Source organism: Nonomuraea sp. KM88, from assembly GCF_052245635.1.
Taxonomy (GTDB): Bacteria; Actinomycetota; Actinomycetes; order Streptosporangiales; family Streptosporangiaceae; genus Nonomuraea.
Genome location: NZ_JBQQCC010000007.1, coordinates 378,867 through 396,537 on the forward strand (window position 1 = coordinate 378,867; position 17,671 = coordinate 396,537).

Below are 17,671 nucleotides of genomic sequence, written 5' to 3' on the forward strand. Positions count from 1 at the left end.
GGCGCGGCCTCGCCGTGCGACGATCGATCAAGCACCCCCTTCGCACAGCCCAGGCAGGAGGGACGGATGTCCGGTCTGTCGTTCGAGCCGCTGACTCCGACGAGCTTCCTCGAACGGTCGGCGACCGTGTTCGCGCGGCGCCCGGCGGTGCTCGACGGCGCGCTGACGCTCACCTACGCCGAACTGTGGCAGCGGGTACGGCAGGTCGCCGGCGGCCTGGCCGGGGCGGGGGTGCGCCCCGGCGACCGGGTGGCCGTGCTCGCCGCCAACGGCCACATGCCGCTGGAGGCGACCTTCGCGGTGCCGGCGGCCGGCGCCGTCCTGGTGCCGATGAACATCCGCCTGTCGCCCGGCGAGCTGGCCTACATCCTCGACCACGCCGAGGTGTCGGTGCTCCTGCACGACGACGGCCTCGCCTCCACGGCGCGGGCGGCGGCCGGCGCGAGCGCGGCGCGACCGCTGCTCCTGCCGCCCGCCGCGTACGACGCGTTGCGGGCCGGCGCCGAGCCGCTCCTGATCCCGGTGGAGGACGAGCTGGCACCGCTGTCGATCAACTACACGAGCGGGACCACGGGCCGGCCGAAAGGGGTCGTCTACCACCACAGGGGCGCCTACCTCCAGGCGATGGCGATGGCGCTGCACGCCAGGCTCGACGCGGCCAGCGGCTACCTGTGGACGCTGCCCATGTTCCACTGCCACGGGTGGTGCTTCCCCTGGGCGGTCACCCTGGCCGGCGGCCGGCACGTCTGCCTGCCCAAGGTGGAGCCGGGCCAGGCCTGGCGCCTGATCCGCGAGCACCGCGTCACCCACCTGTGCGGCGCCCCGACCGTGCTCACGTCGCTGCTGGCCCACCAGGACGCGCCTGCCGGCCCCCTCGACCCGCGCCTGCTCGCCTGCGTGGGCGGCGCGCCACCGAGCCCCGCGCTGCTCGGGCGCGCCCTGGAAGCGGGCATCGACGTCATCCACCTGTACGGGCTCACCGAGACGTACGGGCCCGCGGCCATCTGCCAGCCGCAGCCGGAATGGGCGGACCTGGACGCCGCCGAGCGGGCGGCGCTGACCGCTCGGCAGGGCGTGGGCAACGTGGTCGCCCAGCGCGTCCGGGTCGTCGACGCGCACGGCGACGACGTGCCAGCCGACGCCGCCACCGTCGGCGAGATCGCGATGCGCGGCAACGACGTCATGGTGGGCTACCACCGGGACCCTGCCGCCACCGGCAGGGCCGCGCCCGACGGCTGGTTCCGTACGGGCGACCTGGCGGTGAGCCACCCCGACGGCTACGTGCAGGTCGTCGACCGCGCCAAGGACGTGATCATCTCAGGCGGCGAGAACATCGCCTCCGTCGAGGTGGAGAACGCCCTGGTGAGCCATCCGGCCGTGCAGGAGGCCGCGGTCGTCGCGCGGCCCGACCCGCACTGGGGCGAGGTGCCGGTCGCGTACGTCAGCCTGGCCGCCGGCGCGAGCGTCACCGAGGGCGAGCTGGTCGAGCACGTCAGGGGGCGCCTCGCCCACTTCAAGGCGCCCCGGGAGGTGGCCTTCTGCGACCTGCCCAAGACCTCGACCGGCAAGATCCAGAAGGCCGTGCTCAGGGAACGCGCGGCCGGCGGGCCCGGTCAGGCGAGCTCGACGTAATCGAGCTCCGCCCACCGCGTCAGATATTGCAGGCGCAACGTGTTCCACCCCGCGACCAGGGTGACCGTCGCCCTGACCTGCGTCCAGTTGTCCCAGCCGCGGTCGGGATAGTTCACGGTCGCCCGCGCCGACCCGTTCACGGTCAGGGCGTGCTGGGCGTCGCCGTATCCGGCGGCGTACGCCACGTTCGCGGTGTAGTCGCCGCCCACCGGCGCGAACACCCTGATGTCGACCCAGCTGTCGGCGTGGTCCAGCTTCGCCACCACGGCGCCCTGCGACGCGCCGGCCGCGCCGGTGCGGACCTCCGCGTGGTTGACCGTGCCGCGCTCGGCCTCGTAGCGGACACGGCTGCCGCGCACGACGGGAAGGTCGCCGGCCCAGCCCAGGTCCGCGGTGTACATCCAGCGCGCGTTGCCGACCCAGCCGTGGAAGAAGACGCGATCGCCCAGCACGTCGGTGCCTCCCGGGCCCTGCACCGCGCCGTCGAAGGTGCCGGTCGTCATGAGCGGCCGGTACGCCTTGGTGTAGGGGCCGGTGAGCGAGGGGGCGGTGGCGTAGCTCGTGAAGTAGGAGTTGCCCGTGTAGGAGCCGCCCGAGTAGAACAGCACGTACCGGGACGGGCGTTTGACGAGCACCGGCGCCTCGATCACGCCGGCCTCCTCCGGGCGGTCGTTGCGGATGAGCTCCCTCCTGGCCCCGATGAAGGTGACGCCGTCGGCCGCCACCTGCTGCAGCCAGATGACGGCGGGCTTGCCCACGGCGTTGCCGTCGTTCTTGTACAGCAGGTAGCGCGTGCCGTCGGTGTCGACGAAGCTCGACGGGTCGATGTCGCCGCCCTCGGCGGGGTCGCAGACGAGCGGGCCGTCGCCGACGGGGCGGAACGGGCCGAGCGGGGTGGGCGACAGCGCGGCGCCGATGCACATGCGATTGGTCGCGGTGCTCGGGCCGGTGAAGTACATGAGGTACTGCCCGTCCGCGCGCCGGGTCACGTCGGGCGCCCAGAAACCGCCGTCGCCCGCCCAGGACGGCTTGTCGGGCAGCGCGTCACCGCGCACGGTCCACGGCCCGGTCGGCGACGGCGCGCCGGCCACCTGGATGCGGCCGGCCCGGCTGCTGGTCGAGTAGGCGTAGAAGGTGTATCCGGCCTGGATGACATCGGGGTCGGGGAAGTCGGCCTCGATGATCGACGGCGGCGGGATGGCGGCGGACGCCGCGCCGGCCGCACCCCCGCCTGCCGCGAACGTCGCCATGAGGGGTAACACCAGCAGGAGCCGGCCGGGCAAGGACATGGGATCCTCCCATCCACCGCGCGCCGGCGGGCGTCCGCGTCGAGACGGCCGGCGAGCGATCATCACGCGTTCCTGACCGATGCTCTCACAGGAGTCAAGGGTCACGGTCCGGGGTGACTGGCCGGCCGCACCTCAGGTCAAGCGCCATCGTCCGGTGCGATGAGCCGCCACGCTCCGGGGCGTACCGTCCAGGACCGGACGGGCGCGGCCGGCAGCAGTTCCCCGTCGGCGTTGGCCGGCACGGGCACGCCCTCGATGACGACCGAGCTCGCTTTCACGGTGACGACGTCGCCGCGCTCGAGGTGCTCGCCGCGCCGCATCCGCAGCCCGTACGCGAGCCGTGCCCAGGGGGAGACGGCGAAGGAGACGACGACGTCGGCCAGCCCGTCGTCCGGGCACGCGTCCGGCGCCAGCGGGGTGCCGCCGCCGATCGTGGCGCCGTTGCCGACGCCCACCATGAGCACGCGCCGGCGGCCGGACGCGACGACGACACCGTCGGCGCGCACCCGCAGGCGCCAGCCCCGGCTGCGGATCCCCGCGAGCAGCGCGCCCGCGGAGTAGGCGGCCCGGCGCAGCACCGGCTTGAGCGGGGCCGCCTGCTGCGAGGCCAGCGCGCCCACGCCGACGTGCACGGCGTTCATCACGATCCCGCCCTCGTCGTCGACCAGCAGGTCGAGCGGCCGCTCGGTGCCGCGCAGCACCAGCAGCGCGGCCTTCTCCGGGTCCAGCGGGACGCCCAGCGAGCGCGCCAGGTCGTTGCCGGTGCCCATCGGGACCAGCCCCACCGGCCGGTCGGCGAGCTCGCCGCGGGCGAAGAGGGCCGCCAGCACCGCGTGCAGGGTCCCGTCGCCGCCCAGCACCACGGGGTCGCGGCCGGGGTGCCGGGCCAGGACGCGGTCGACGTCTCCGGGCGCCGCCACGACGGGAGCCACGACGTCGGCCTCGCTCTCCAGCGTGCGCAGCACCGCCTGCCGCGTCTCGTCGTCGTCGCCGCCCGCCGCCGGATTGCCGATCGCCATCAGCCTGCGCGCCATCTCGCCCGCCTCTCCGTCGCCCTGGTCCGCCCCGGTTCCCCCGGCAGGCCCGGCGAAACCCGGCGCGCCGCGCGTGCTTTCGCGGGCCGGGCCCGTCCGCCGCGCGCGCACCGCCCGCTTGATAATGACTGACCAGTCAGTCATTATTGTGGCATGACCCCCAAGAGAGTCGACAAGGCCGAGCGGCGGGAGCAGATCCTGGCCGCCGCGGTCCGGATGTTCGCCCGCAAGGGCTTCGCGGCCACCCGCATCGACGACGTCGCCGCTGAGGCGGGCATCGCGAAGGGCAGCGTCTACCTGTACTTCGACAGTCGCGACGAGCTGCTGAAGGCCGCGTTCGAAGCGCACGCCGCCCGGGTCGCCGCGCTGCTGGCCCATGCCGACGCCGGCGCCGACCCGCTCGACCGGCTGGAGGAGCTGATCGGCGCCACGCTGACGATGCTGGTCGCCGATGCCGACCTGGCCCGCGTCCAGCTCGACGTGTGGAACGCCCCCTTGGACATGGCGGGCCTGGACATGGCGGGCCTCTACCGCGACTACCGCACGACGGTCGCCGGCCTGCTGCGCCGGGCCGCGATCCGCCCCGGTCTCGACCCCGATCACGCCGCCGCCGTCATCGTCGGCGCGGTCGAGGGCTGCCTGGTGCAGTGCCTCGCCGACCCCGAGCTCGACCTGGGCGAGCTGGCCGGGCCGATCGTCCAGATCTGCGTGCGGAGCCTGCGATGAGCCGGATCGACGACGTCCTGATAGCGACCGGCGTCGACCGGCTCCTCTGCTACGGCGCAGCCGTGGCCGGCGCGGCGCTCGCGCTCCACCGGGCCTTGGACGCGCACTGGTCCTGGCCGGCGGTCGTGGTCGTCACGATCATCGCTCTCGACCTGTACGGCGGAGCCGTCGTCAACGCCACGGCGGCGGCCAAGCGCAAATACCACGCCCCCGGCCGGACGGCCAGGCATCACCTGATCTTCGTCGGCATCCATGTCCAACCCTTCCTCATGGCGTGGCTCGTCCCGGGGTTCACCTGGGGCGCCGCCCTGGCGATCTATCTGATCGCATGGGGAGGGGCCGCCGTCCTGCAGTTCGCGCCGCCGGGCGTGCGCCACCCGGCGGCCTTCGCGATCGCCGTGCTGGGCCTCACGCTCGTCACCGTCCCGCAGGCCGTCGCCTGGTTCACGCCGGTGCTCCTGATCAAGCTCCTGCTCTCCTACCTGCAGCCCGGCGCCATGGAGAGCTCCCGGAAGCCGGCGTGACGCCCGCCGCGGCGCGCCAGCCCGTCGTCACACCGGATGGACAGAATATGTAGATCGGTCTACTCTTCCTTCATGGCTGTCAAAGGAGAGCAGACGCGGGCGCGGCTGATCGACGCCGCGCGCACGCTGGTCGAGGAGCGGGGCTACTACGGCACGGGCCTCAACGAGGTGATCGACGCAGGCCGGGCGCCCAGGGGCTCGCTCTACCACCACTTCCCCGGCGGCAAGGAGCAGCTGGCGGCCGAGGCCGTCGCCGCGTCCGGCCGGGAGGTCGACGCCCTCATCAGGAGCCTGGCGGACGAGGCCGCCGGCACCGGTGCGCTCATCGACGCCGTGCTGGACGCGCTGGCCGGCCGGATGGAGGCGGCCGGCTATGCGAAGGGCTGCCCGATCGCCACGGTCGCCCTGGAGGTGGCGGCCACCCACGACGCGCTCCAGCAGGTCTGCGCCGACGCCTACGACGGCTGGGAGCGGGCGCTGGCCGACCGCCTGGTCGCCGACGGACGCCCTCCTGCGGAGGCCGAGGACCTGGCCGGTTCCCTGCTCGCCCTGATCGAGGGGGCACTCGTCCTGGCCCGCGCCCGGCGCAGCCTGGTGCCCGTCGAGCGGGCGCGACGGGTGGTGGCGGTCCTGCTCGGCGCCTGAGCGCGGCGCTCACGGCCTCGGTCACCGGCTCGGTCACCGCCTTGGACCGACTCATTTGATCATTGATGGTCAGTTCGTTCGCGGCTGCCGCCGTTCACACCGGCGCTACGAGCGCCGGGCTGATCACTGCGCGTCCTTCGTGGCGATCGCTGCAGCCCTCATGTGTTACCGCCGACTGGCCGAATGAGTCGGGGTCTCATCAGTCGGTTCCCACATCGGCCAGAAGCCTCGCCGTGCCCTCGGGCGCCTCCACCGGGAAGTGGTGGCTGCCCAGCTCGATGAGAACGATGTCGAGCCGGTCCCCGTAGCGGTCGATCGCTTCCTGCGTCACCAGGTCACGGATCGCGAACACGGTGATCGGCTGCTTCGTCTCGCGCAGCGCCGCGTCCATGTCCCAGCGCATGAGCCCTTCGAGGGAACGCAGCCCCGCGGGCTGCCGTACGGCGACCATCTTCTCGAAGTACGTTTCCTTGAGAGCCGGATCGGTCCCCGCCGGCGAGCCTCCCTCGACGAGGCCCCGCACCCCGGCGGCGAAGTCCTCCTGGAACAGGCGCAGCATCGCTTCGACCTGCTCTTCGCTCATCGCCGGGAACAGGGACAGATAGTGCAGCGCGTCGAGCGCCACCACCCGCGAGACCGTATCGGGAAGCAGCCGGCCGACCTCGACAGCGACCGCCCCACCGAGGGAGTGCCCGGCCACGACCGCCTTGTCCACCGACTCGGCCTCCAGCACGGCCGCCACGTCGCGGGCGAACTCCTCCATCGTCCATAGCTTCCGCGTCGACCGCGACTCGCCGTGCTCGGCGAGGTCGATCGCGAGGACACGGTGGTTCTTGGGCAGATGGTCGGTCACCGCGTCGAAGTCGCCGCGGTCGCACGCCCAGCCGTGGATGAGAGCCAGGGTCGGTCCTCCGACCGGACCGCTGGCCGTGTACCGGATGGTCGTGTGGTCCGCTCGCCGGACCCCCAGGTGCTTCTTGCTCCTGCTTGTCTCCGTCACGATGTCTCCTTGTCACTTGTTACGCATGTGCTGGTGGAGCAGGGCGGGCGCGGGCTCTCAGCCGCACGCGGCCATGACGGTGCGGCGCTCGGCCCGTAGCTGGTTCAGTCGCAGGGCGAAGGCGGAGAACGTGATCACCGCGATGGCCAACGCGTAGATCATGGTGGCGGTCCTCAGTCCCAGGGCGGTGACGGCGATTCCGCCGAGTACGGCGGGCACGCTGTTGCCCAGGTAGTTGATGGTGTTCGCCAGGGCGAAGACCGCGCTGCGCTCGTGCGGCCTGGCGATCCGGGCGAAAGTGCCGAACGTCGCCAGCACCGACGCGCCGAAGCCGAGACCCGCGACGACGGTGCCGGCGGCGGCGAGCCAGGCGAGGCCCTGCGCGACCCCACCGAGCGAGATCAGGGTGCCCAGCCCGAGCATCGCGGACGAGGGAGCCAGCAGCCAGGAGGCGGGCCGGGAGCGGAGCAGGAAGACCGCGAGTGCTCCGGTTCCGGCCAGGAGCGTCACGACGACGCCGCCGATCAGGTGGTTGTGCAGCCCCAGCGACTCGGCCGCGACGGACGGGCCGAGCGAGAGGTACATCCCGGCCAGGGCCCAGGTGGCGATCATCGCCGGCACCACTGGGACGATGTCGGCGCGTAGGTGCGCGGGCATCGCGACCCGGGGTCGCAGGGAGGCGACGGCTCCCGGCCGGCGCGGCGACGTCTCCGGGACGAGGGCGACGACCACCGCCGCCAGCAGCATCCCGCCGAGCAGCAGCGCGTAGACCAGCCGGGTCGGGGCGGGGCCGAACTCCACCAGCGCGCCACTGCCGAGAGCACCGGCAGCGAGCCCGGTCAGGGGAGCCACCGAGGTGACGACGCCCGCCCGCCCTCGGGACGGCTCGAGATCGACCAGCGTGGCGCTCAGCGTCGTCGTCGCCGCCCCGGTCGCGATGCCCTGCAACACCCGAGCGGCCGACAGGACGAGTACGTTCCCTGCGACCAGGAACAGGACGAGCGCGATCACCTCCAGTGCGATCGCCGCGGCGAGCACCGGCCGGCGGCCGAGATGGTCGGACAGCGCTCCGACGACGAGCAACGAGCCGAGCAGGCCGAACACGTACAGGGCGAAGACGACCGTCAGAACCCACGCCGTGAACTGCCACTGCTGCTGGTAGATGACATAGATCGGGGACGGGGCGCTGGACGCGGCCAGAAAGAGGACGAGGACGGCGGCCACGGAAGAGAAGGCCCCCTTCCGCGGCACGCGGCAGTGCGGACCGCCGACGAGCGGTGCGGGGAGGTCAGAAGGCTCAACAGACATATACATCTCGCAGTGATCGTTGCGTTAGTGGCTTCAAGGTAACACAAACGCAGTGATCATTGCGATTAAAAAGCAGTGATCAGTGCGATACTGGTTACATGCGTCCTGCGCCTTCCTCATCTCGCGCCGAGAGCCGGCCCGGCGGCCGCTCTGCCCGGGTCCGCGCCGCCGTCCACCAGGCCGTCCGCGAAGTGCTCGGCGACGAGGCCGGCGAACTCACGATCCCGGTGATAGCCGCCCGCGCAGGCGTGCACGCCACCACGGTCTACCGCCGCTGGGGCTCCGTCGGAGACCTGCTCGCCGACGTCGCGACCAGCAGCTTCTCCGGAGATATCGTGGTGCCGGACACCGGAAGCCTGCGCGAGGACCTCGAACGCTTCGCCTCCGACCTCGCCAAGGACCTCAGCGACCCGGACACCCTCACCCTGGTACGAGCCATCGTCGGCACGGGCGGTGAGAACGCCAGCGCGTGCCGCGCGGAACGCCAGCGGCAGCTCGAAGCCATGCTCGAACGGGAACAGGCCCGGGGTAACGAGACCCCGCCCATCGAACGCGCCACGGACGCCCTGCTCGCCCCCCTCTACTACCGCGCCGTCTTCACCGACCAGGCCCCTACTCCCGAATGGGCACGCACCCTGGTGTCACACCTGCTGCCGGACTGACGACACCCACACCGCGTTCCCCCGACCGGGCGAACATGCGCACACCTGGTTCGTCGCCCCGACCTGGTGGCGCGCGAACCCCGGTGCGCCCTTGGCCGCCGCCCGGTTCCTGTGTCATCGATGCGTGCTGAGTGAGGGTCTGGTGTCAGCGACGGCACCACCCCCCATGGCTGACCTGGTGACAGCGGTGCGTCCCGCGTCAACGTCGCGGCCTCTCAGAATATGTAGATCGGTCTAGAGAAGGGCTTCACCATGGACCAACCGGACACTCTGGTCACCGGGGCGACGGGCTTCGTGGGCCGGTGGCTGGCGGCGGAACTGCTCTCGGCGGGGCGGCCCGTCGCCGTGACCGTCCGCGGCGGCCCCGCCCGCGCCGCCGATCTGCGGGCCTGGTTGCGCGCCCACGACGTGAGCGACCAGCGGCTCACCGTCGTCGCGGCCGACGTCACCCGGCCGGGTCTCGCGCTCGCGCCGCAGGACGAGGCCCGGCTGGACTCCGTACGGGACGTCTTCAACACCGCCGGCGTGTACCGCTTCGGCCTAGGCCGCGACGAGGCCCGGCGGGTCAACGTCGACGGCGCCGTGAACGTCCTGCGCTGGGCCGCCGCCCGCCCGCGCCTGCGGCGCCTGGTCCACATCTCCGGATACCGAGTGGGGGCGGGCGAGCCGCCCTCCGAGCACGACCTGGCCGGGCTCTACCGGCGCCTGGGCGCGTACGAGGCCTCGAAGCGCGAGGGCGACGCCGCGGTGCGGAGGGCGGCGGCGGAACGGGGCATCCCCCTGACGGTGGTCAATCCCGCCACCGTGATCGGCCACTCGGCCACCGGCGAGTCCGACCAGTACCTCGGCCTGGCCGGACTGGTGGAGCGCCTGTGGTCGGGACGGCTCCTGGCGCTGCCCGGCTCGCGGCACACGTACGTGCCCGTGGTCACCGCCGACCACCTGGCCCGCTTCCTGGCCGCCGTCCCCGAGCACGATCGGGGGCCCTTCCGCGCGCACTGGGTCCTCGACGACGACACCCCCGAGCTGCCCGAGCTGATGGCGCCGCTGGCACGGCACCTCGGGCTGCGCGGACCGCGCGTGCTCCTGCCGGCCGGACTCGCCCGCCGCCTGCCCCGCGCGCTGACCGGAGCCGAGCCCGAGACGCTGGACTTCCTGTCGGAGGACCGCTACGACACCTCGTCGGCCGGCGCGCTGGCCGCGGCCGCCGCCGGTCCGGCCGCCTGGCTCGCCGCGCTCCTGGCTCCCGTACGGACCCGGCCGGTCCTCGTGGCACATTCGGCGGGCGCCGCGCCCGCGCGGCGCTACGCGCACGCCCATCCCGAACGGCTCGCCGGTCTCGTGCTCGTCTCGCCCTACTTCCTCCAGCGCCGCCCGCCATGGCACCTGCGCACCGGGGTGCTCGCCGGCCCCTTCCTGCGCGCGGCCTCAGCCGCGCGGCTCGCCAGGGCGCTGCTCGGCCCCGGCGCCACCGCCGGGCCGGCGCTGGAGAGCGCGGCCGCGCAGGTGCGGCGTCCTGGCGTCGCGCGGCGCACCGCGCGCCGGCTGGCAGGAGCGCAGCGGCCGGCCGAGCGGGCCGAACTGCGCGCTCTGGCGGCCACCTGCCCGGTGCCCGTACGCGTCGTCGCCGGCGAACACGACCCGCTCGTGGGCGACGCCCTCGACGTCCCGGTCACCATCGTCAAGGGGGCGGGGCACCACCCGCAGCTCACCCACCCCGCCCAGGGGGCCGCCGCCGCCAACGCGGGCCTGTCCATGACCGGCCGGTCACGGGTGACCCCGAAGAACGTCGACCGGACCGAGCGGCGTTCACCTGGCGCGCCACCCTGACGATCTACCTGGTCGCGGGGCAACCCGCCGTCGTGGAGATCTCCCAGTACCCGGCGTAGCGCCCGCCGCGGCGCAGCAGCTCGTCGTGACCTCCTTCCTCGACGATCCGGCCGCCGTCCACGAAGACGACACGATCGGCACGCCGGACGGTCCGCATGCGGTGCGCCACCATCACCACCGTCCGGCCCGCCATGAGGCGCTCGATCCCCTCGTGGACGGCCGCCTCGTTCTCCGGGTCCAGCGCGGAGGTCACCTCGTCCAGCAGCACGATGGGCGCGTCCTTCAGCAGCGCCCGCGCGATCGAGACCCGCTGGCGCTCGCCGCCCGACAGCAGCGCGCCGCCCTCGCCGACGTTGGCCGCCCATCCGCCGGGCAGCCGCTCGATCACCTCGTCCAGCCGCGCCGCGGCCGCCGCCGCCCGCACCTCCGCCTCGCCGGCGCCGGGACGGCCGAGACGTACGTTCTCCTCGATCGTGCCGTCGAAGAGGTAGACGTCCTGGAAGACGATGGCGATCCGCGCCATCAGCACCTCCGTGTCGATCGAGCGCACGTCCACCCCTCCCACGCGCACCGCGCCCGCGTCCACGTCGTCGAAGCGCGCGAGCAACTGCAGCAGGGTGCTCTTGCCCGCGCCCGACGGTCCGACGACGGCGAGCCGCTGTCCCTGCGGCACGGACAACGACACGTCGTCGAACACCGTACGAGCGCCGTGCCGGAAGGTGACGGACGCGAGCTCCAGGCCATGGCCCGCCGGTTCGACCGGGTCGGCGGGCTCCGGCAGCGGCTCGGCGCTCAACACCCTGTCGAGCCTGTCCAGCTCGGACCGGGCGCCGCGCAGCCGGCCGCCGATGTCCGACAGCGACAGCAGCGGGTCGGCGCAGCGGGCGGCCAGCACCAGGATCGTCAGCACCTCCGCCGCGCCGATGGACCCGCCGAGCACGAGGTAGGCGCCCAGGACCAGCAGCACGGTGAAGATCGCCTGCACGACGAGCGTCAACCCCACCATGCCGGGCAGCGTGGCCAGCACGCTACGCCGGGACGCGCGCTGGACTCCCCGCAGCGAGTCGTCGAGCAGCGCGAAGCGCTCCACGGTCCGGCCGCCGGCCCGCAGCACCGGCTGGGCCTGGACATACTCGATGACCCGCCCGGCCGCCTCGTGGTCGCGCTCGTGGCGCTCGTCGTCGGTGGCGGCCATCGAGCGGGCCGTCCAGACCTGGATGGCCGCCACGACGGGCACGGAGGCCAGCGCGGCCACCCCCATGCGCCAGTCGAGGACGAGCATCACGGCGACGATGGCCAGCGGAGTCACCACGGCGGAGATGAACGGCGCCAGCAGATGCGCCGCCACGCTCATCGCCGCCAGCAGCCCGCGACCCGCCATGAGGGACACCTCGCCGACCCGGCCGGCGGTGTACCAGCCGATGGGCAGGCGGGCCAGATGCTCGCCGAGGCGGTGGTACAGGCCGCGCAACATCGTGGTCCCGACCCGCATGCCGGACAGGTCGCTGGTGTAGCGCAGCACGGCGTAGCCGGCGACCGCGGCCCCGAACGCGGCCAGCCACGGCCAGGCGTCTGCGGGCGTGTCCCCGAGCAGCGCCCGCAGCACGGGAACCAGCAGCGCGTAGGACAGGCCCTCGGCCGTCGCGGTGATCGTCATGAGGGCCATGGTGCGGCGCATCGGCCCGGCGAACTCGTGTCCGAGCACGCGCAGCAGCATGCGGATCATCAGGGCTCATCTCCTTGTCGTACGTCGCCGGGGGTGCCGCTCGTGCCGGCGACCGCCGACCGGTGGGATCGCCAGAACGCGGCGAACCTTCCGTTCCGTGCCAGGAGTTCGGCGGGGCTGCCGCGTTCGACGATCGAGCCGTTCTCCAGCATCACGACGGTGTCGGCGTCGGCGACCGTCTCCAGGCGGTGGGCGATGACCAGGATCGTCCGATCGCCCTCCAGCGTCGCCAGGGCCCGGCGTACCGCCTGCTCGGTCTGCGGGTCGGCGAACGCGGTCGCCTCGTCGAGCACCAGAACGGGCGCGTCGGCCAGCAGCGCGCGGGCGATCGAGATGCGCTGCGCCTCGCCGCCCGACAGCCGCGCGTCGTCCCCGAGCACGGTGTCGTACCCCCGCGGCAGCTCCAGGACGCGATCGTGGATGCCGGCCAGCCGGGCGACGCGGACCACGTCGTCGCGGTCGGCGTGCGGCACCGCGAGGGCGATGTTGTCGGCGACCGAGGCGCGCAGCAGGCGCACGTCCTGGAAGACGAAGGAGACCCTCCGGTAGAGCTCCCGGCTGCCGAGCTCGCGCAGATCGACGCCGCCGAGGAGGACCGAGCCGTGGTCCGGGTCGAAGAACCGCGGCAGCAGCTGGACGAGCGTGGACTTCCCGCTTCCCGACGGCCCGACGACCGCGGTGACCGTCCCCGGTTCGAGCACCAGGTCGATCCCGCGCAGCACCTCGTGACCCTCGTCGTAACCGAACCGGACGTCACGCAACTCCACCCGGTGCCCCTGCGGCGCGACCGGGTCGTCAGGCTCCGGCAGCGAGGGCACCTCGAGCACGTCCTTGATCCGGCCGACCGCCCGCCGGGCGGCCTGCAGGTCGTCGAAGCCGTGACCGAGGGCCGCCACGGGCGCGGTCAGGCCCAGTCCGAGCAGCAGGAAGGGCAGCAGGTCGGCCGGGGCCATGCCGCCGGACGTGATCAGGGCCGCCCCGCCGATCAGCACGACCAGCAGCACGAACGGCGGCGACAGCGCCAGCTGCATGCCCGCCGCGATCAGGGACATGCTGCGCACCCACCGGAAGAAGACGCTGACGAAATCGTCGGCGGCCTCGAGGAACGTGCGGTGGGCGCGTCCGGATCCGCCGAACGTCTTGACCACCGCGATCCCCTGGACCAGCTCGACGGCGGAACTCGCGATCCGCCCCATGGCCGCGTCGAACTCCTCCTGCTCGCGCAGCCGGGCGGGCAGCATCATCAGCGGGACCAGCGACACCGCCATGGCCACCGGGATCAGCGTGATCAGCGTCAGCCGCCAGTCGACGGAGGCCAGGTAGACCAGCGACACCAGCGGCACCACGAAGGCGGAGACCAGCTCGCCGGGGGAGTGGGCGATGAACGGGTGCACGGCGCTCACGTCCTCGCCCACCACCTTGGCCAGCTCTCCGGTCCCGCGCCTCGAGAACCAGCCCATCGGTACGCGCCCCAGCCGCTCCGCCAGCTGCCGGCGGAACGTCAGCTGCACCTGGCCGTCGATGACGTGCCCGATCCCCGACGAAGCGGCCGTGAACAGCAGCCGGACGAGCAGGCCGGCCGCGCCCGCGATCATCACGAACCAGACATGGCCGTGGTCGGCGGGGCCCGGCGACAGCAGGGCACGGCCCAGCTCGACGACCGCGAGCAGCGGCGCCAGGCCCGCGAGGGAGCCGATCGCCTGCGACAGGACGACAGCTGCGAGCCCCCATCCGTAGGGGCGCAGCAGCCGTGCCATGGGCGGCGGCGTCACCCGGCCAGTCCGCGGCGGAGTGCGGCGCCGAGTTCGGCGATCTGGCGCTGGGAGACCTCGGCGGACAGGATGGCCTGTGAGCCGTGGAAGGTGCCGGGCCACTGGTGGAGTTCGACCGATACGCCTGCCTGGAGCAGGCGGGCGGCGTAGGCGATGTCCTCGTCGCGGTTGGGGCACAGTTCGGCGGTGGCGATGTAGGCGGGGGGCAGGCCGGTCAGGTCGCCGGCGCGGGCAGGGGCGGCGTAGGGGGTGGCGGGGGCGTCGCCGAGGTAGTGGCGCCAGGCGGCGGTGACCTTGTCGCGGGTCATCCAGGGGGTGTCGGTGAAGGCGCGGGCGGACCAGGTTTCCTGGCGGTCGTCGAGGCCGGGCTGGTTGAGCAGCTGGAAGCGGATGGACGGGCCGTGCTCGTCGCGGGCCCGCAGGGTCAGGCCGGCGGCCAGTCCGGCGCCGGCGCTGTGGCCGCCGACGGCGATGCGGGCAGGGTCCAGTCCGAGGCTGGTGGCGTGCTCGGCCGTCCAGCGGAGCACGGCGTAGGCGTCGTCCAGGGCGGCGGGGAAGGGGTGTTCGGGGGCCAGGCGGTAGCCGACCGAGATCACCACCGTGCCGGAGACGTTGGCGAGCCGGGCCGCCCAGGGATGCTCGGTCTCCAGGTCGCCCATGACCCAGCCGCCGCCGTGCAGCCACACGACGGCGCCCTGCGCCGCCTGCCGGGGACGGTAGACGCGCACCGGCACGTCGGGCTCGGCGGGGACCATGTGGTCCTCGATCTCCAGGTCCGAGGTGTCCGGCGGCGCCACCGCGGCGGCCAGGGCGGCGAAGTCCTTCCGCTCGGCGGTCGGATCACGAAGATCCGACTGGGGGAACAGCGGGATGAAGGCTTCCAGTTCGGGATCCATCAGATCCTCCCGAGGGGACCGTCGCCTTGAGGCGACGGGGGAATCGGGAGCGGGAGGGCCGTCAAGCCCCGAGCATGCCCTGACCTGTCACATCTGCGCATCGCGGATGTCCTTTCTGGTTTTGTCGGCGCCAGCCGATATCGTGGCGTTGTCGTTACCGAACGTGACGGGAGGTGGGGTGTGCGCAGGTCGTTCAAATTCCTGCTGCGCCCCACCGCCCGGCAGGCGGCAGCGCTGGCAGCGTGCCTGGAAGACCACCGCACGCTCTACAACGCCGCCTTGGAGCACCGCCGCACCGCCTACGCCAAGGCGGGCGTGAGCGTCCGCTACGGCGAGCAGTCGGCCGAGCTGAAACACATCCGCGCCGATGATGCAGACGGGCAGGCGTGCTGGTCGTTCTCCTCCCAGCAGGCCACCCTCCGACGGCTCGACAAGGCGTTCGCCGCGTTCTTCAAGCGGGTCCGCGAGGGTCGCACGCCGGGCTTCCCGCGTTTCAAAGGGCGCGGCCGGTTCGACACCGTCGAATGGCCGAAGGACGGCGACGGCTGCCGGTGGGACTCCCAGCCCGGCCACCCCACCACGACCTACGTGCGGCTGCAGGGTGTCGGGCATGTGCGCGTCCACCGGCACCGGCCCGTGCGCGGCCAGGTGAAGACGGTCAGCGTCAAGCGCGAGGGCTCGCGCTGGTTCGTGGTGCTGTCGTGCGACGACGTGCCCGCCGGACCGCTGCCCGCCACCGGCGCGGTCGCCGGGATCGACATGGGCGTGGCGTCCCTCGTCACCACCTCCGACGGACAGCATCTGAGCAACCCCCGCCCCCTGGCCGCCTCCGCTGACCGGCTGGCCGCCGCGCAGCGGGTTCTGGCCCGCAAGAAGCGGGGCTCCAAGCGGCGGCGTAAGGTGGTGGCCCGCGTGGCCACGTTGCACGCCAAGGTGCGCAGGCAACGTCTGGACGGCGCGCACAAGGCCGCGCTCGCCCTGGTCCGCACCTATGACGTGATCGTGCACGAGGAGCTGCGGATCGCGAACATGACCCGCTCGGCGTCCGGCACGAGCGAAGCTCCCGGCCGGAATGTCGCGGCCAAGTCCGGCCTCAACCGGTCGATCCTGGACGCTGGCTGGGGGGTGTTCCTGACGATCCTCGCGCACAAGGCTGAAAGCGCCGGTCGCAAGCTGATCGCGGTGAACCCCGCCGCCACCTCCCGCACCTGCGCCCGCTGCGGGCACAGCGCGAAGGAAAACCGCGTCACCCAGGCCGCGTTCGCCTGCACGGCGTGCGGGCATGCCGCGCACGCCGACGTGAACGCGGCGGTCAACATCGTGAGGGCAGGGCTTGCCCTTCGCCAGGCTGCGCAAGCGGCTTAGCGAGAAGCCGCTCCCTTCAGGAAGCGGAGGAGTCACACAGCTCATCCTGGCCGCGGCCGCCCCGCGCCATCATCCGCCAACCGTCGCCGATCGCCACTGGGTCGCGCGCCGATCGTCGCGTACCCTTCCGGGCATGGAGGCACTGGCCGTACGGTTGTCGCACCTCGACACGGAAGCCGGTGGCGCGATCCGGGTCGTCATGTTCTACGACACGCTGATGCGCCGCCGGGTGGATCTCCCCGCGCTCGCCCGGGCGTCGGCCAACCTGGCCGGGTGCGTGACCGGGATACGGCTCCACGGCCCGGGACGCGTCATCCGCTACTCGCCCGACGGCGGGCAGGCGGCGGACCCGCCGTCCCCCGCGTCCACCACGGCGCCGATCACCCTCGATGACGAGGAGATCGGCACGGTCTGGCTGGAACGCGCCGCCCCTCCCGTCCTGCTCGACGAACTCCTGCTCGACCGGCTCGCCATCGCCGCCGCGGCCGTCGTCGAGAGGTACGGCCCCGCCAGCACCACCATGGCCGACCCCGCCCTCGTCGAACTCGCGATCAGCCCCGGCAGCGAGGAGGCCGCCAGAGCGCGGGCGCTGCGCCTGCTGGGATTCGCCGCCGACCTGCCCGTCCGCGTCGCCGCCGTACGCTCGCAGCTCCCGCTCGACCAGGTCGGCGGCCTGATCTGCCCGTCGCGCCCGGTCAAGGCGGCGCCGCTCGGCGGCGTGGGCGTCATCCTGGCCACCACCGTCGACCAGAGCCGGTTCCCCGCGGACGTGCAGGCGGGCATCGGCGCCGCGGCGAGCCCCTGCACGTCCTGGCAGCAGGCCCGCACCGCGCTGCGCTACTCCACCCCGCGTCGGCCGGTCATCCACTACGACGACCTGGGCGCGCTGGCCCTCCTGGCCGAGATCCCCCCGGACGTCGCGCGCGGCAACGCCGACGTGGCCGCGATCGCCCGCATGGCCGGCACCCCGGAGGATCTGGAGACCCTGGACGCCTACTGCGCCACCGGCTCCCTGCGCCAGGCCGCCGACCTCCTCCACCTGCACCACAGCAGCATCGCCCGCCGGCTCGAACAGATCGGCAAGGCCCTGGCCATCGACCTCACGGAACCGGCCGGGCTGACCCGCGCCAGAATCGCCCTCACCGCATGGCGGCTCCTCGACGCGTGAGCGACGCCCGCCGTGCGGCCCTCGCACGGGCGGCGGGCAGCCACCCCTGGGACGTGCCGCCGAATGCCAGGATCCGCCAGCCTTCCGGCGCCGG

15 protein-coding genes are annotated in these 17,671 nt (G+C 73.2%); 8 read left to right on the top strand and 7 right to left on the bottom strand.

The genetic code is table 11. From position 1 onward, the window contains the following. Positions 1 to 66: 66 nt before the first annotated feature. Positions 67 to 1,632, top strand: a complete 1,566-nt coding sequence (locus ACTWPV_RS23345) for an AMP-binding protein (protein WP_347644456.1) — start codon at positions 67 to 69, stop codon at positions 1,630 to 1,632. Here the strand turns inward: ACTWPV_RS23345 and ACTWPV_RS23350 are convergent. Together ACTWPV_RS23350 and ACTWPV_RS23355 are read right to left on the bottom strand one after the other, a co-directional pair. Continuing rightward, positions 1,614 to 2,921 (bottom strand): family 43 glycosylhydrolase, encoded by a 1,308-nt coding sequence (locus ACTWPV_RS23350; RefSeq protein WP_443153389.1) that lies wholly within the window; start codon positions 2,919 to 2,921, stop codon positions 1,614 to 1,616. The genes ACTWPV_RS23345 and ACTWPV_RS23350 overlap by 19 nt on opposite strands. A 137-nt stretch (positions 2,922 to 3,058) precedes the next feature. Beyond that, positions 3,059 to 4,099, bottom strand: coding sequence for a diacylglycerol/lipid kinase family protein (locus tag ACTWPV_RS23355; RefSeq protein ID WP_443153390.1), 1,041 nt, complete (start codon positions 4,097 to 4,099; stop codon positions 3,059 to 3,061). 9 nt (positions 4,100 to 4,108) lie between these two features. Between ACTWPV_RS23355 and ACTWPV_RS23360 the strand changes: the two genes are divergently transcribed. The 3 genes from ACTWPV_RS23360 to ACTWPV_RS23370 all read left to right on the top strand — a co-directional run bounded on the left by ACTWPV_RS23360 (position 4,109) and on the right by ACTWPV_RS23370 (position 5,850). Continuing rightward, a complete protein-coding gene (locus tag ACTWPV_RS23360) occupies positions 4,109 to 4,681 on the top strand; it encodes a TetR/AcrR family transcriptional regulator (protein WP_443153391.1) in 573 nt (190 codons plus the stop codon). Beyond that, a complete protein-coding gene (locus ACTWPV_RS23365) occupies positions 4,678 to 5,205 on the top strand; it encodes a hypothetical protein (protein WP_443153392.1) in 528 nt (175 codons plus the stop codon). The genes ACTWPV_RS23360 and ACTWPV_RS23365 overlap by 4 nt, the downstream gene beginning before the upstream one ends. Positions 5,206 to 5,277: 72 nt before the next feature. After that, positions 5,278 to 5,850: a TetR/AcrR family transcriptional regulator gene (locus tag ACTWPV_RS23370; protein WP_443153393.1), complete on the top strand. Its 573-nt coding sequence runs from the start codon at positions 5,278 to 5,280 to the stop codon at positions 5,848 to 5,850. Positions 5,851 to 6,049: 199 nt separating this feature from the next. Here ACTWPV_RS23370 and ACTWPV_RS23375 read toward each other — a convergent pair whose 3' ends face one another. Together ACTWPV_RS23375 and ACTWPV_RS23380 are read right to left on the bottom strand one after the other, a co-directional pair. Next, positions 6,050 to 6,850, bottom strand: a complete 801-nt coding sequence (locus ACTWPV_RS23375) for an alpha/beta fold hydrolase (RefSeq protein ID WP_443153394.1) — start codon at positions 6,848 to 6,850, stop codon at positions 6,050 to 6,052. A gap of 57 nt (positions 6,851 to 6,907) precedes the next feature. Then, positions 6,908 to 8,074 (bottom strand): MFS transporter, encoded by a 1,167-nt coding sequence (locus ACTWPV_RS23380; protein WP_443153395.1) that lies wholly within the window; start codon positions 8,072 to 8,074, stop codon positions 6,908 to 6,910. A gap of 182 nt (positions 8,075 to 8,256) precedes the next feature. Here ACTWPV_RS23380 and ACTWPV_RS23385 point away from each other — a divergent pair, with 182 nt between their 5' ends. Together ACTWPV_RS23385 and ACTWPV_RS23390 are read left to right on the top strand one after the other, a co-directional pair. Further along, complete coding sequence (locus ACTWPV_RS23385) at positions 8,257 to 8,820, top strand: TetR-like C-terminal domain-containing protein (protein ID WP_443153396.1); 564 nt, start codon at positions 8,257 to 8,259, stop codon at positions 8,818 to 8,820. 252 nt (positions 8,821 to 9,072) lie between these two features. Continuing rightward, positions 9,073 to 10,650: an alpha/beta fold hydrolase gene (locus ACTWPV_RS23390; protein ID WP_443153397.1), complete on the top strand. Its 1,578-nt coding sequence runs from the start codon at positions 9,073 to 9,075 to the stop codon at positions 10,648 to 10,650. Between the two features lie 4 nt (positions 10,651 to 10,654). Here ACTWPV_RS23390 and ACTWPV_RS23395 read toward each other — a convergent pair whose 3' ends face one another. From ACTWPV_RS23395 to ACTWPV_RS23405, 3 genes are read right to left on the bottom strand one after another with little or no spacing between them, the layout of a single operon-like run. Beyond that, positions 10,655 to 12,376: an ABC transporter ATP-binding protein gene (locus ACTWPV_RS23395; RefSeq protein WP_443153398.1), complete on the bottom strand. Its 1,722-nt coding sequence runs from the start codon at positions 12,374 to 12,376 to the stop codon at positions 10,655 to 10,657. Continuing rightward, positions 12,376 to 14,133 (bottom strand): ABC transporter ATP-binding protein, encoded by a 1,758-nt coding sequence (locus tag ACTWPV_RS23400; protein ID WP_443153399.1) that lies wholly within the window; start codon positions 14,131 to 14,133, stop codon positions 12,376 to 12,378. The genes ACTWPV_RS23395 and ACTWPV_RS23400 overlap by 1 nt, the downstream gene beginning before the upstream one ends. Before the next feature lie 11 nt (positions 14,134 to 14,144). Further along, positions 14,145 to 15,044 carry an alpha/beta hydrolase gene (locus tag ACTWPV_RS23405; RefSeq protein WP_443153400.1) on the bottom strand — a complete coding sequence of 300 codons (900 nt, stop codon included), beginning with the start codon at positions 15,042 to 15,044 and terminating at the stop codon, positions 14,145 to 14,147. A 180-nt stretch (positions 15,045 to 15,224) separates the two neighbouring features. Here ACTWPV_RS23405 and ACTWPV_RS23410 point away from each other — a divergent pair, with 180 nt between their 5' ends. Both ACTWPV_RS23410 and ACTWPV_RS23415 read left to right on the top strand, forming a co-directional pair. Then, the gene (locus tag ACTWPV_RS23410) at positions 15,225 to 16,409 is read left to right on the top strand and encodes an RNA-guided endonuclease InsQ/TnpB family protein (protein ID WP_443153401.1); all 1,185 of its coding nucleotides are present in this window, start codon (positions 15,225 to 15,227) and stop codon (positions 16,407 to 16,409) included. A 133-nt stretch (positions 16,410 to 16,542) separates the two neighbouring features. Beyond that, positions 16,543 to 17,577 (top strand): PucR family transcriptional regulator, encoded by a 1,035-nt coding sequence (locus tag ACTWPV_RS23415; protein ID WP_443153402.1) that lies wholly within the window; start codon positions 16,543 to 16,545, stop codon positions 17,575 to 17,577. Positions 17,578 to 17,671 lie beyond the last annotated feature (94 nt).